This is a genomic window from Sphingomonas crusticola, from assembly GCF_003391115.1.
Classification (GTDB): Bacteria; Pseudomonadota; Alphaproteobacteria; order Sphingomonadales; family Sphingomonadaceae; genus Sphingomonas_I; species Sphingomonas_I crusticola.
Genome location: NZ_QTJP01000001.1, coordinates 1,653,639 through 1,666,077, shown reverse-complemented (window position 1 = coordinate 1,666,077; position 12,439 = coordinate 1,653,639). Strand labels below are relative to the sequence as shown.

13 protein-coding genes and 1 tRNA gene are annotated in these 12,439 nt (G+C 65.0%); 6 read left to right on the top strand and 8 right to left on the bottom strand.

Translation table 11 applies throughout. The annotated features are described in order from the left end of the window. Positions 1-238: 238 nt before the first annotated feature. Positions 239-559 carry a hypothetical protein gene (locus tag DX905_RS16035; RefSeq protein WP_162875523.1) on the bottom strand — a complete coding sequence of 107 codons (321 nt, stop codon included), beginning with the start codon at positions 557-559 and terminating at the stop codon, positions 239-241. Between the two features lie 214 nt (positions 560-773). On the opposite strand from DX905_RS16035, the gene DX905_RS07920 reads away from it, so the two are divergent. Next, complete coding sequence (locus DX905_RS07920) at positions 774-1,007, top strand: hypothetical protein (protein ID WP_116090872.1); 234 nt, start codon at positions 774-776, stop codon at positions 1,005-1,007. 223 nt (positions 1,008-1,230) lie between these two features. Here DX905_RS07920 and DX905_RS07915 read toward each other — a convergent pair. Next, positions 1,231-1,305 (bottom strand) — tRNA-Thr (locus tag DX905_RS07915). 75 nt (positions 1,306-1,380) lie between these two features. Here DX905_RS07915 and DX905_RS16030 point away from each other — a divergent pair. Beyond that, positions 1,381-1,533: a hypothetical protein gene (locus tag DX905_RS16030; protein ID WP_162875522.1), complete on the top strand. Its 153-nt coding sequence runs from the start codon at positions 1,381-1,383 to the stop codon at positions 1,531-1,533. Here DX905_RS16030 and DX905_RS07910 read toward each other — a convergent pair. After that, positions 1,508-3,301, bottom strand: a complete 1,794-nt coding sequence (locus DX905_RS07910) for an aminopeptidase P family protein (RefSeq protein ID WP_116090871.1) — start codon at positions 3,299-3,301, stop codon at positions 1,508-1,510. The genes DX905_RS16030 and DX905_RS07910 overlap by 26 nt on opposite strands. A gap of 53 nt (positions 3,302-3,354) precedes the next feature. Here DX905_RS07910 and DX905_RS07905 point away from each other — a divergent pair, with 53 nt between their 5' ends. Continuing rightward, a complete protein-coding gene (locus tag DX905_RS07905) occupies positions 3,355-4,059 on the top strand; it encodes a DUF899 family protein (protein ID WP_116090870.1) in 705 nt (234 codons plus the stop codon). A 19-nt stretch (positions 4,060-4,078) separates the two neighbouring features. On the opposite strand, the gene DX905_RS07900 is transcribed toward DX905_RS07905, so the two are convergent. Next, complete coding sequence (locus DX905_RS07900) at positions 4,079-4,543, bottom strand: GAF domain-containing protein (protein ID WP_116090869.1); 465 nt, start codon at positions 4,541-4,543, stop codon at positions 4,079-4,081. A gap of 98 nt (positions 4,544-4,641) precedes the next feature. On the opposite strand from DX905_RS07900, the gene DX905_RS07895 reads away from it, so the two are divergent. Continuing rightward, positions 4,642-6,693 (top strand): S9 family peptidase, encoded by a 2,052-nt coding sequence (locus DX905_RS07895; protein ID WP_116090868.1) that lies wholly within the window; start codon positions 4,642-4,644, stop codon positions 6,691-6,693. A gap of 2 nt (positions 6,694-6,695) precedes the next feature. On the opposite strand, the gene DX905_RS07890 is transcribed toward DX905_RS07895, so the two are convergent. After that, positions 6,696-7,112 carry a GFA family protein gene (locus tag DX905_RS07890; protein ID WP_116090867.1) on the bottom strand — a complete coding sequence of 139 codons (417 nt, stop codon included), beginning with the start codon at positions 7,110-7,112 and terminating at the stop codon, positions 6,696-6,698. 137 nt (positions 7,113-7,249) lie between these two features. Between DX905_RS07890 and DX905_RS07885 the strand changes: the two genes are divergently transcribed. Continuing rightward, positions 7,250-9,334 (top strand): TonB-dependent receptor, encoded by a 2,085-nt coding sequence (locus DX905_RS07885; protein ID WP_116090866.1) that lies wholly within the window; start codon positions 7,250-7,252, stop codon positions 9,332-9,334. On the opposite strand, the gene DX905_RS07880 is transcribed toward DX905_RS07885, so the two are convergent. Genes DX905_RS07880 through DX905_RS07870 form a run of 3 tightly spaced genes read right to left on the bottom strand, consistent with a single transcriptional unit; the run spans position 9,306 to position 11,897 of the window. Next, entirely contained in the window at positions 9,306-10,835 is a 1,530-nt protein-coding gene (locus DX905_RS07880) for an ABC transporter permease/substrate-binding protein (protein ID WP_116090865.1), read from the bottom strand. The two genes, DX905_RS07885 and DX905_RS07880, sit on opposite strands and share 29 nt — an antisense overlap. After that, complete coding sequence (locus DX905_RS07875) at positions 10,832-11,590, bottom strand: ATP-binding cassette domain-containing protein (RefSeq protein ID WP_116090864.1); 759 nt, start codon at positions 11,588-11,590, stop codon at positions 10,832-10,834. The genes DX905_RS07880 and DX905_RS07875 overlap by 4 nt, the downstream gene beginning before the upstream one ends. Positions 11,591-11,603: 13 nt before the next feature. After that, on the bottom strand, positions 11,604-11,897 hold the full coding sequence (locus tag DX905_RS07870) for a 4a-hydroxytetrahydrobiopterin dehydratase (protein WP_116090863.1): 294 nt from the start codon (positions 11,895-11,897) through the stop codon (positions 11,604-11,606). Between the two features lie 106 nt (positions 11,898-12,003). Between DX905_RS07870 and DX905_RS07865 the strand changes: the two genes are divergently transcribed. Further along, positions 12,004-12,432 carry a metallopeptidase family protein gene (locus DX905_RS07865; RefSeq protein WP_240320777.1) on the top strand — a complete coding sequence of 143 codons (429 nt, stop codon included), beginning with the start codon at positions 12,004-12,006 and terminating at the stop codon, positions 12,430-12,432. Positions 12,433-12,439: the final 7 nt, after the last annotated feature.

Sequence of the window (12,439 nt, the reverse complement as noted above, 5' to 3'; positions counted from 1 at the left end):
CCTCCGCCTAGCGGAGGGGGTTTTCTCTTTAGAGAATTTTGCCCAATCAGGCGAAATTTCGCTGTGGTATGGGCGTCGGATCGGCTATGAAGACGCCGCGGCCATCGCCGCAGGGTGTAATCAGTGGCTCAAGCAACCGCGCAATATGGCATCGCAGCCCGGCTGATTACCGGTCGCACGGTGCTGGCCGTCGCTGAACGGGCCCGGCCCAGTATTCGAATTACCAGCGAGCGCTGACTCAGCTTCGGCCGGACCTAAGAATCCGGTCGGCGCTGACCTCGGCGCGGAAGCGCGAGCGGCAGCTCGCCTCCAACAAGCCCAACAGCCCGGCTCGTTTCCAAGGTGGTTCATGGTGCATTCGGCACATCCAATAGCCTTTTCGTACAGCGCATCTTCCCCGTTGCCGCGTATCGAAATCCATGCCGAGCGAGGCCCGCAGACGCTCGCGCGCATCATCGGCATTTTCGCAGCGCAGAATTTGATGCCCGCGGATGTCCTGGCGCGTCAGAGCTGCGGCGGGATGTGGATCGGCCTCCACATCGATGTCGAGCAACGCCATGCCGAGCGGCTTGCAGAGAAGCTGCGGTCGCTGGTGTGTGTGGATGCTGTCGTCCTGGTAGCGGGCGGCCGAGACGCAAGCGCGGAGAGCGCGGGCGAGGATCTGGACGATCCTATCCTGGTCCGCTCCGGCCCTTGACGCGTGCCGGCCAGTCACCAAATTTCCCCGGGCTAACCGCCATCCCAGAAGGAGCGACAGGAAAGGAGGATTTGCCATGTCGCAGCCACTGTCCCGATATACGCACCCGTTCGACGTCGCGCGCCATCCGACGCTGGAACCGGAGGTGAAGCGCGCCATCCTTGCCTCTTGGGCTTCCGACGCCGGCGCGATCCCGAACCAGCCCGCCTTGCGCCATCCAGAGGATCTCGAGCAACCCGTGCCAGTCGATGACGTCCTGGCGGCCTTGCAGGCGCTCGATGGCGACCGCGTCGCCTTGCCGCGGCATTGACCGGCTGTCGCCTGCGCCGTCGATAATGAAAGCCCCCGTCAGCTGCGGCGCGAGCGCGGGAGGGCACCTTTCGCTTCGCGGCTCAATTCGACGAGATCATGGAAATACGCTGGCGCTGCTCGCTTGCGGAGTAAGGTGGCCGCACCGCAACGCGCGTGGGCGCGCTGGCCCGGCACCCCAATCACCCCTTGAGGGGGATATATTCATTTCCGCCAGAAGATGCTGGTGCTGCCGGTGAGGATTGAACTCACGACCTCAGCCTTACCAAGGATGCGCTCTACCACTGAGCTACGGCAGCATCGGCCAGCGTGGGGTGACCCGTAAGGGTCGGGTGCCTATGGAGAAGGCCGCACCCAAGGTCAAGGAACCATCCATGGTAAAGGACGATCCCGAACGCGCGGCGCGACTGGCCGAAGCGTTGCGGGCCAATCTGCGGCGCCGCAAGGCGCAGTCGCGGGCGCAGGAGGCACATCCGGCGGCACAGCCCCTCGCCGTCGATCCTAAAGCGGCGCCGTCTCAATCCTGAGCCAGTCGGCGGCGGCGCCATCAAGCTGCGGGCCGACGATCGCCGCCACCTGGGCGTGATAGCCATCCACCCAGGCGCGCTCTTCATCCGTCAGGAGATCGAGGTCGATCAGACGCCGGTCGAGGGGGGCAAAGGTGAGCGTGCGGAAACCGAGCAGCTTCTTTTCCGCACCCGGTGCGTCGCGCGGCTCGACCAGCACCAGATTCTCGATGCGGATGCCATATTCGTGCGCCCTATAATAACCCGGCTCGTTGGACAGGATCATGCCGGCCTGGAGCGGCTCGTCGCCGCCGGCGAAGCCGCTGCCGCCGGGGGCGATCCGTTGCGGCCCCTCATGGACGGACAGGAATGAGCCGACGCCGTGGCCGGTGCCGTGGGCATAATCGAGGCCGGCCGCCCACAGATATTGCCGGGCGAGCGTATCGAGTTGGCTACCGCGCGTGCCCTGCGGGAAGATGGCGCGGGCGAGCGCAATATGGCCCTTCAGCACCAGCGTGAAGCGGGTGCGCATTTCCGTCGTCGGCTCGCCGATCGCGACGGTGCGCGTCACATCAGTGGTACCGTCCTGATATTGGCCGCCCGAATCGACCAGATACAGCGAATTCAATTCGAGCGGACGGTTGGTTTCCTCGCTCACGCGGTAATGGACCACCGCCCCGTTGGGGCCTGCGCCCGAGATAGTGTCGAACGAAAGATCCTTGAGCGCGCCGGTTGCCTCGCGAAACTCGCGCAACTTGGTCTGGGCGGAAATCTCGTCGACCCCGCCCTTGGGTGCCTCGATCGACAGCCAGTGAAGGAAACGACTGAGCGCCGCGCCGTCGCGTGCCTGCGCGGCGTCCTGACCGGCAATCTCGGCCTCATTCTTGATCGCCTTGGGCAGCACCGCCGGATCGCGCAGTTCGAGCACGGTCGCGCCTGCATCTCGCAGCGTCGCAAAGATCGCGGAGACAGCCCGCTCGGGATCAGCGGCAACCTTCTTGCCGTTCAGGCCAGCGAGATGCGGCGCAAAGGTGTCGCGCGCATGGATCCGTACGGCATTGCCGAGATGCTGGGCGACATCCTCGCCAACCTTCTCCGGCGCGACGAACAGGTCGGCGGTGCCGTCCGAATTGACCAACGCATAGGCTAATGCCACCGGCGTGTGATCGACATCGGCGCCGCGCACGTTGAATGTCCAGGCGATCGAATCGAGTGCCGACAAGACAGTGGCATCGGCGTTACGCGCGATCAGCCAGTCAGCAATCTCCTGGCGCTTGTCGGCGGACGAGCGGCCAGCGAGCGCGTCGGGTTGCACCACCAACCTGGCATTCGACGGCAGCGGCCGATCAGGCCACACCGCATCGATCGGGTTGGTGTCCACCGCGACCAACTCGGCGCCTTTATCTCTAAGCGCGCGTGTCGCCTGCTCCACCCAGGTCTTGGTGTGGAGCCAGGGGTCGTAGCCGATCCTGCCCCCTTTCGGCGCGTGCTCGCCCAGCCATTCGGCCACGCTAGTCTGCGGCACCGACTGATAGCTCCATTGATCGGCCGAGACCTGTTCGCGCACCTGCAGCGTGTAGCGCCCGTCGGTGAAGATCGCCGCCTCGGCCGGCAGGACGGCGGCGACCCCGGCCGAGCCCTGGAAGCCGGTCAGCCATGCGAGGCGCTGCGCATAAGCGCCGACATATTCCGACATATGCTCGTCGGTGAGGGGAACGACGAAGCCGTCAAGACGGCGGCGGGCAAGCTCTTCGCGCAGAGCCCGAAGACGATCGGCATAGCTGGACATGCGGCTACAATAGTCTGCTACGATCCAGGTTCAAACCTGGGCAGGAGAGAATCATGGCCGATCTCACACCCGCGGAGGAATTGGCGCGTGCGGTGGACATCCGCCTGCCCAACGAAAGCCCCGAATATCGTGCCGCCCGCACCGCATTGCTGGCTGCGGAGATCGAGTTGCGCCGCCAGATAGAGCGGGTTGCCGCGCAACGCCGCGCGCTGCCGCCGGGCGGAATGGTCCCCGACGGCTACCGTTTCATCGACGAAAATGGCGATGAGGTCGGGTTGGTCGACATGTTCGGGCCGCACGACACGCTGATCACCTATCATTGGATGTTCGGGCCCAAGCGTGTGCGCCCATGCCCGATGTGTACCTCGTTCCTCGGCGGGCTGGCGGCGGCGACGGACGATCTCACCCAGAAGGTCGCGGTTGCGGTCATCGGCGGCTCGCCGATCGAACGGCAGATCGCATTCAAGCTTGAGCGCGGCTGGGGTGCGATGCCGCTCTATCAGCCGACCAGCGACGCCTTCTTCCAGGCCTATGGCGGTCTGGCGCCCGACGGTTCGGATATTCCCGCGCTCAACGTGTTCGAGCGCAGCGACGCGGGCGTCCGCCATTTCTATGCGGGCGAGATGACCGGCGAAACTGCCGATCCCGGCCAGGACCCACGCGGTGCGCCCGATCTGCCGCTGATCTGGACATTGTTCGATCTCACCCGTCGCGGCCGCGATCCGAACTGGTATCCCTCGCTGTCCTATCCTGGCTGAGTGGCCTTCGCGAGCTAGATCAGGATGAGGAAAGGATGTCGGCGACGGCCAGCGCCAGGCGCTTCATGCGGGATATCGTAGCGGGTGCGCTCAAGGCGCGCGGTTGCGGATCGATCGCGCAAAGCGTGCCGAAGAAGCGGCCATTGTCGAGCGTGACTGGGATCGAGACATAGCTTTCGAAGCCGTAAAGCATCGGCGTGTGATGCGTTCGCCAGCTTGGATCGTCGCCGACATGGTCGATAATCACCGCTTCGCCGGACTGTCGAATCTCGTCGCAGATGGTGGTCTTGAGATCCAGCTCGTCGCCCGGATTGAGGCCGAACTCGATCTTGTCGAGCACCTGGCAGACGATCCATCGGCTGTCGGTCACGCGCGCGACCGCAGCGAAGCCCATCTGCGTGATTTGGCAAACCTCTTCGAGGATGGCACGAATCTCGTCATTATCGCCGAGCGCGGCAGTCTGCGCCGCGAGTTCGTCTCTCATATGCTCCCCCCTTCCAACCTTATGAAGGCAAAGCGCGGGAGCGCAACCTGCGCAATGCACCGCTTGCGGCACTGGCGATCCGTCCCCACAGAGCGGGCATGACCGAGACGCTTCCGCCGCCGCCCATCGCCCCTACCAAGCCCTGCACCTACGAACGCCATGGCGTTACGATCGAGGACCGCTGGGCCTGGCTCAAGGACCCTGCTTATCCAAACGTGTCGGACCCAGCCGTGCTGTCCTACCTGCGCGAGGAAAACAGCTATTTCGAAGCGGCGATGGCACCGCACGGGCCGCTGATCGACACAATCTTCGAAGAGATGAAGGGGCGCGTGAAGCAGGACGATGCCTCGGTTCCGCAGAAGGACGGCGACTGGGTCTATTGGTGGGCGTACGAAACCGGCGGCCAATATCCCCGCTGGTGGAGACGGCCAGTGGCCGGTGGCGATGAGCAGCTGATCCTGGACGAACCCACCGAGGCTGCCGGCAAGGAATATTTCCGGGCTGGCGCGGTCGCGATCAGTCCCGATGGGCGACTGATGGCGTGGAGCGCGGACGATACCGGCGCGGAACGTTATGTGCTGCGGATTCGCGATCTCGCGACGGGCGAGGATGTCGAGACGATCAGCGCGTTCACCAATGGCGGCGTCGCCTGGAGCGCGCGATCCGACGCGGTCGCCTATACCGAGGTCAATGATAACTGGCGCAGCTATCGCGCCCTTCTGCACCGGCTGGGCACTGATCCTTCGGAAGACGTGGTGCTGTATGAAGAAGCGGACGAAGGCTTTCGTGTTGCCGTAGGGGGCACGCGCGACAGGAAATGGATCGAGATCGCAACCGGCGACAACCAGACGAGCGAGGTGCGCTTGCTTCCCGCCGACGATCCTTCGGCAGCGCCGATTCTGGTCAGCCCACGCCAGCTGAAGCGGCAATATAGCGTCGATTCCGCCCATGGCAGCTTATGGATCCTCACCAACGACAAGCATGTGAATTTTCGCGTCGCGCGCGCCGATCCGGCCGCGCCCACAGATTGGGAGGAGGTCGTCGCCGGATCGGACCGGGTCTATCTCACGGGTATTGCGGCGTTCGACCGCCATCTGATGATCGCGGCGCGGATCGAAGGGCTCGACCAGATCATCCTGCGCGACTGGAGTGGCGGCGAGCGTCAGGTCGCCTTTCCGGAGGCTAGCTACAGCGCTGCCGCATCGAACAATCCCGAATTCGCCCCGGCTGCCTATCGCTTGACCTATTCCTCGATGGTGACGCCGCTAACGGTGTACGAGGCCGATGCCGATACGTTGGCGCTCACCACGCTCAAGGTGCAGGAAGTGCCGTCAGGCTATGACCCGACGCGATATGCAACCGAGCGGCTGACGGTGACCGCCCGCGACGGCGCCAAGGTGCCCGTTTCGATCGTCTACCCGATCGGCTTCCCTCGGGACGGATCGGGCAAATTGTTCCTCTATGCCTATGGCGCCTACGGCCACGCCATTCCGCCGAGCTTCTCGGCCGCGCGGCTGAGCCTGCTCGATCGCGGCTGGGCCTTCGCGATCGCGCATATCCGCGGTGGCGACGATCTTGGCTACGATTGGTATCTGCAGGGCAAGGCCGAGGCGCGCTGGAATACTTTTCGCGACTTCACCGACGCCGCCAACGGGCTGATCGCGGCGGGCTTCACTTCGGCTGGCAATATCGCGATCAACGGCGGTTCGGCCGGTGGCGAGCTCATGGGTGTGGTCGCCAATACCGATCCCGAATTGTGGGGCGCTGTGGTGGCGGATGTGCCGTTTGTAGACGTGCTCAATACGATGCTCGACGCCGAACTGCCGCTCACGCCGGGCGAGTGGCCCGAATGGGGCAACCCGATCACCGACAAGGCCGCGTTTGATCTGATCCGCAGCTACAGCCCCTATGACAATGTCGAAGCCAAGGTTTACCCGCCGATGCTGATCACCGGCGGGCTTAACGATCCGCGCGTGACCTATTGGGAGCCGGCGAAATGGGCGGCACGGCTGCGCGCGACCAAGAAGGACGCCAACACGCTTTTGCTCAAAATCAATATGGGCGCGGGCCACGGCGGTAAATCGGGCCGGTTCGAAGCGCTGCACGAGCGGGCCGAAGCCTATGCATTCGTGCTGACGCAAATGGCCTGACCTTAGTCTGGCATCGTCGCGAATTCCTGCAAGCCAGGACGAACTTCGGCCCAGGAGGGCCGATCGCGCACGAACAACGCCACCTGCGGCTGGAACGAAGAGGGATCGTCCAGCGATCCGGCATAAATGGTGATGCTGTCGCTCTCGCCGGCGATCCCGCCGAAGACGAGGCTGCCGCAATGTCCGCAATGGTTGCGGGTGGCGATACCGCCGCGGAGGCTCGGCACTTCGGACCGGCGCGTCTCGCCGGTAATGGTAATTACATTGGCGGCAAAACCCAGAAACGGGATGAAGCCCGAACCTGAAGCCTTGCGGCAATCGGCGCAGTAGCACAGCCCGGCGTACAGCGGCGCGCCATACGCCACGTAGCGCAGCGCGCCGCACAGGCAGCCCCCTTCAATCGGTGCGGAATCGGTCATATCGCAAGTCTATGCCACCGCTGCCGTCACGCAAGCCCGGCCGGCTTGCGACGAAGCGTGCTGCATCTGCGAAAAGATGTATTGATATATTGTATCATCCGACTATTCCCACTCCCTGTATTTGCAGGAGCGGCGTAATGCGGAAGTTGATTGTGGCGACGATGACGGCGGTGTTAGTCCTGCCGCTCGCGGGCGCGCAGGCCGCTGAGGTTACGCCGCCCGATCCGAACGAAATTGTCGTCACCGCACCGCTCGCGCGCACCCGTGAGGATGTCATTGCCGGCACATCGGTGATCAGCGGGACCGATCTTGCCCGCGATCTGCGGCCGACCATCGCCGATACGCTTTCCCACCTGCCGGGCGTTTCCTCGAGCTCGTTCGGGCCGAGCGCGTCGCGGCCGATCCTGCGCGGCTTTCAGGGAGCGCGCGTGCGGGTACTGAGCGACGGCGTGGGCAGCTTCGACGTGTCCAGCACCAGCGTCGATCATGCCGTCATCATCAACCCGCTGCTTGCCGACCGGATCGAGGTCGTGCGCGGGCCGTCGGCGCTGCTTTACGGCTCGGAAGCGATCGGTGGCGTCGTCAATGTGATCGACACGCGCATTCCCCGCACGATCCCTGCGTCGGGTTACCGCTTGCAGGGTCAGGCGACCTACGGCAGCGCGGCCGACGAACGCTCGATCGGCGCGGCCGCCGATGCGAAAGTCACCGACAATATCGTGCTCCATGCCGACGGCAGCTACCTGAAGTCGGGCGATCTGCGGATTGGCGGCTATGCGCTGCGGCCGGAGCTGCGCGCGCAGGCGCTCGCCTCGGCGGCAGCGGTCGGCACGCCCGATGACGCGATCGACTTCGCCGCCAATGCCGACGTGAAAGGCAAATTGCCCAACACCCAGTCGAAAACGTGGGACGCGGCCCTCGGGGCGTCCGTCATCACGTCGACCGGCAATTACGGCATCGCCGTCAGCCATTATGACAGCCTCTATGGCGTTCCGGTCCGTTACGCGACGCAGCCCGGCGAGGAGCAGGAAGCGCCCCGCCTCGATGTTAAGCAGACGCGCGTCGATGCGCGCGCGGCGGTCGACACCGGCGGCAATGTGCTGGAGCAGATTCGCTTTCGTCTTGGCGCGGCGCGCTATCGCCACTTCGAACTGGAAGAAGACAATTCGATCGGCACCGCTTTCTATTCGCAGGGGATGGAAGGCCGCGTCGAGCTCGCCCAGGCGCAGCATGGCGCATGGCGCGGCGTAACCGGCGTCCAATTCTCCTATCGCGATTTCAACGTGATCGGCGACGAAGCCTTCCTGCCGCGCAATAGCACCGACAATTTGGGCGTATTCACGCTCCAGCAACTCGACTTCGGAAAATTCAAGATCGAGGCTGGCGCGCGCTACGAACATGCGATGCTGAAGGCGATGCCAGGCGAGGAGCAGCCGCAATTCTTCGGCGGCGAGCGCAATTTTAGCGCGATCTCCGGATCGATCGGCGGTTCCTTCACGGTGCTCGATGGGTGGAAAGTCGGCCTCAACCTGTCGCACAGCGAGCGCGCGCCCTCGGCGGAAGAATTGTTCGCCAACGGCCCGCACGCCGGCACCGAAGCGTTCGAGATCGGCCTGCCGACGCTCGCGAAGGAACGCGCCAACGGCATCGAGGCGGTGCTCCATGGCCATGGTCGCGATTACGACATCGAGGCGTCGGTCTATTACAACCGCTTCTCCAATTATGTGGATGACTTCGCCACCGGTAGCCTCGAAGACGGGCTGCCGGCCTACCAGACCTCGCAAGGCAAGGCGCGCTATTACGGTATGGAGATTGAGGGTTCCTATACGCTGGCGCGCTTCGGTGACACGCAGATCCTGGCCGACGCGCTTGCCGATTATGTCCATGCCACGATCGTCGATGCCGGCCCCGCGCCGCGCATTCCACCGCTGCGCCTGCTCGGCGGGTTGGAAGCCCGCGGCGGCCGCGTGTTCGGCCGCGCCGAGGTCGAATGGGTCAATCACCAGAACCGCATCAGCGATTTCGAGACTGCCACGCCCGGCTTCACCATGGTCAACGCCTCGATCGGCCTGCACCCGCTCCCCGACAATCCCAAGTTCAGCCTGATCCTGTCGGGCAACAATCTGCTCGACGTGACGGCGCGGCGCCATTCGAGCTTCCTGAAGGATTATGCGCCGCTCGCCGGCCGCGACATCAGGGTAACGGCGCGCTTCGCGATCTAATCTTCTGGTCGAGCCAGGCCGCCGCCGCTTCCGGCGTCGCCTTGGCACTATCGCGATCGACCGAGAGATTGGCGGCCCGCATATCCTCCACCCGGATCGCCCCGATCAGCGGCTTGAGTGCACCCACGAACCGAGCGTCGTGCGCATAAGCCGGCGAGGCGAGCAGGATCGCGTCATAATGCGGAACCGCGCCCTTGGGATCGGTGAGCACGGTCAGATGGTCGGCGGCGATCCGCCCGTCCGACGAGAAAGCTGAGATTACGTCGGCCTGGCCGGACGCCAGCGCCCGATACATGAAGGTCGGGCTATAGGCGCGCGTCGCCTTGAAATGCAGGCGGTAGGCGTCGCGGATCGCGCGCCATTCCGGCCGATCGAGGAATTCGAGATCGGCGCCCAGCGTCAGCTGCGGAGCACGGGCAGCAAGGTCGGCGATCGAAGCGAGGCCGCTGCCGGGCCGAGCCGCAAGCGCATAGGCATTTTCGAAGCCGAGCGCGCCGATCAGCCCGGTCTTAGGCCCCGCCGCCATCCACTTGGCGATCCCGTCGAGCATGGCCTGGCGCGGCGGCGTGTCGTGGCGCCCCATCGCGCCGGTCCACAGCGTGCCGGAATATTCGACATAGACGTCCACATCCCCGCTCTGCAGCGCCCGGAACGCCACCGCGGATCCGAGCCCCTCGCGATAGGATACGCGATAGCCGGCTTTCTCGAGGCGCGTACCGATCAACCGCGCGAGGATATATTGTTCGGAAAAATTTTTGGCGCCGACGGTGACGGTCCGTAGTGGCGCCCGCACCAGCGGCGCCATCGCCAGCAGCAGCCCGAGCGCGAGCAGGCCCACTCCCGCGAGCGTCAAAGCCGATTGACGCCGCCCGATGCCGCGCTCGATCAGGCCAAGCAAGGCATCGGTCGCCAGGGCGAGCAGGGCAGCGGCGATGCAGCCGGAAAGGACAAGGTCCCAGCGTTCGATCTGCAGGCCGGCAAAGATCGGGTTGCCCAGGCTGGGATAGCCTACCGTGGTCGCGAGCGTGGCCGCACCGATCGTCCACACCGCCGCAGTGCGGATGCCCGCCATCGCCACGGGCGCGGCAAGCGGTGCCTCGACTAGCCGCAGCCGCTGCCAGGGCGTCATGCCGACCGCATCTGCGGCCTGCAGCACCGCCGGATCGATGCCGTTCAGGCCGGCCACCACGTTCCGCAGGATGGGCAGCAGTGCGTACAGCGACAAAGCCAGCAAGGCCGGCAAGAAGCCGAGCGCGGGCACACCGCCGCCGACCAGCGCCGACAGCGCCAACAGCAACGGGTAGAACAGCGCCAGCAAAGCCAGGCCGGGAATCGTCTGGACCAGACTGGCGAAGCCGACCGCAACCGAAGCCAGCCGCGGCCGACGAGCCGACGTCAGGCCGAGCGGCAAGCCGACGATCAGTGCCAAGGCGAGCGCGGCGGCGGCCAGCAGCACATGGCTTGCGATCAGCGGCGGAAGCTGGCCGAGCGCTTCGCTCATTCCGCAAGCCTCCGCAGTCGTTCCGCCTGCTCGCGCGGGATTGCGACTAACGCGTCCGCGCCCGGCCCGGCCAACCCGCCAAGCATCTCGCGCGGCGTCGCGTCACCGACGATGCAGCCGCGCGCCATCACCACGACCCGGTCCGCGAGCAGCAAGGCTTCGGCCATATCGTGCGTGACGAGGATCGTGGTGAGGCCGAGCACGTCGTGCAGCGCCTGGACGGTGCGGCCGAGCGTATCGCGCGTGACCGGGTCGAGTGCGCCGAACGGCTCATCCATCAGCAGCAATTTGCCTTCTCCGGCGAGCGCGCGGGCGATGCCGACGCGCTGTTGCTCGCCGCCCGATAATTGCGCCGGCAGCCGCCCGGCGTAATTGGCGGGCAGGCCGACGCGATCGAGTGCGGCGGCGATATCAGTCGGCGGCCGTCCGGCGAGCCGGGGCACGATCCCGATATTCTCGGCGATCGTCATGTGGGGAAAGAGGCCGATATTCTGGAAGACGTAGCCCACGCTTCGCCGCAGTTCGATCGGGTCGAGCGTGGCCACGTCGCGGCCGTCGATCAGCACCTTGCCCTGGTCGGGTCGGTCGAGCCGGTTGACCAGCCGCAGCAAGGTCGACTTGCCCGATCCGGAAGTGCCGACCAGCGCCACGAAGCTGCCCTCATCGATCTGCAACGACAGTGCGTCCACTGCCGATACGCCGTCATAACGGCGCGTGACGTGATCAAAGGCGAGCTTGGGTTGCGCCGCCCCCATCCGGCTGTCGACCCTAGTCGACAAATGCGTCGATCGCTTGCGCAAGCGCGATGTCGCGTGCGGAAAGCCCGCCGCAATCGTGGGTGGTCAGCAATATGTCGACACGATTCCAGACATTGGACCATTCGGGATGATGGTCGGCGCGCTCCGCCACCAGCGCCACGCGCGCCATGAAGCCGAACGCTTCGGGGAAATCCGCGAAGACGAAGCGGCGCTGAATCGCGTCGCGCCCTTCGTCATAATCCCAGTCGGGCAGGCCATCGAGCGCATCGGCACGTTCCGTCTCGCTCAACGCTTCGATCGCCATGCTTGTCCCTCCTGCTGGCGCGGTCGCTATCCCCCGTATGGGGTGGAGCCCGCTTTAACGCCGTCCGTGAAGCGCGAAACGCTATCACGGCCGCCGATCAGGCTCTATGTCGCGGATGATGGAGGCAGGTCAAACAGCGGCTTGGGGAACGTCGCCCGACGCCGAGGCGATCGAACGGCTCGCGCGCGCGGCGATCGATCGCCTTCCCGCTATATTTCGCGAGCATCTCGACGATGTCGTGCTGCGGATCGAGGAGTTTGCCGACGAGGACACGTTGCTGGCGCTTGGCATCGAGGACGCGTTTCAACTTTCCGGCCTCTATCGCGGCCGCCCGATCGGGGAGAAGTCGGTCAGCGACAATGGCGCCCTGCCCGACATGATCACTCTCTATCGCCGCGCCTTGCTCGACGAATGGATCGAGACCGGCGAGACGCTCGAAAACCTGGTCTCTCATGTGTTGGTGCACGAAGTCGGCCACCATTTCGGCCTGAGCGACAACGATATGCACGCGCTCGAAGAAGCGGCAGGGCGGTGACGCGGCT

Bases quoted from the DNA above. Each gene is read 5' to 3' on its own strand.
- DX905_RS16035 (WP_162875523.1), bottom strand. From the start codon at position 559: ATGGCGTTGCTCGACATCGATGTGGAGGCCGATCCACATCCCGCCGCA.
- DX905_RS07920 (WP_116090872.1), top strand. From the start codon at position 774: ATGTCGCAGCCACTGTCCCGATATACGCACCCGTTCGACGTCGCGCGC.
- DX905_RS16030 (WP_162875522.1), top strand. From the start codon at position 1,381: ATGGTAAAGGACGATCCCGAACGCGCGGCGCGACTGGCCGAAGCGTTG.
- DX905_RS07910 (WP_116090871.1), bottom strand. From the start codon at position 3,301: ATGTCCAGCTATGCCGATCGTCTTCGGGCTCTGCGCGAAGAGCTTGCC.
- DX905_RS07905 (WP_116090870.1), top strand. From the start codon at position 3,355: ATGGCCGATCTCACACCCGCGGAGGAATTGGCGCGTGCGGTGGACATC.
- DX905_RS07900 (WP_116090869.1), bottom strand. From the start codon at position 4,543: ATGAGAGACGAACTCGCGGCGCAGACTGCCGCGCTCGGCGATAATGAC.
- DX905_RS07895 (WP_116090868.1), top strand. From the start codon at position 4,642: ATGACCGAGACGCTTCCGCCGCCGCCCATCGCCCCTACCAAGCCCTGC.
- DX905_RS07890 (WP_116090867.1), bottom strand. From the start codon at position 7,112: ATGACCGATTCCGCACCGATTGAAGGGGGCTGCCTGTGCGGCGCGCTG.
- DX905_RS07885 (WP_116090866.1), top strand. From the start codon at position 7,250: ATGCGGAAGTTGATTGTGGCGACGATGACGGCGGTGTTAGTCCTGCCG.
- DX905_RS07880 (WP_116090865.1), bottom strand. From the start codon at position 10,835: ATGAGCGAAGCGCTCGGCCAGCTTCCGCCGCTGATCGCAAGCCATGTG.
- DX905_RS07875 (WP_116090864.1), bottom strand. From the start codon at position 11,590: ATGGGGGCGGCGCAACCCAAGCTCGCCTTTGATCACGTCACGCGCCGT.
- DX905_RS07870 (WP_116090863.1), bottom strand. From the start codon at position 11,897: ATGGCGATCGAAGCGTTGAGCGAGACGGAACGTGCCGATGCGCTCGAT.
- DX905_RS07865 (WP_240320777.1), top strand. From the start codon at position 12,004: ATGTCGCGGATGATGGAGGCAGGTCAAACAGCGGCTTGGGGAACGTCG.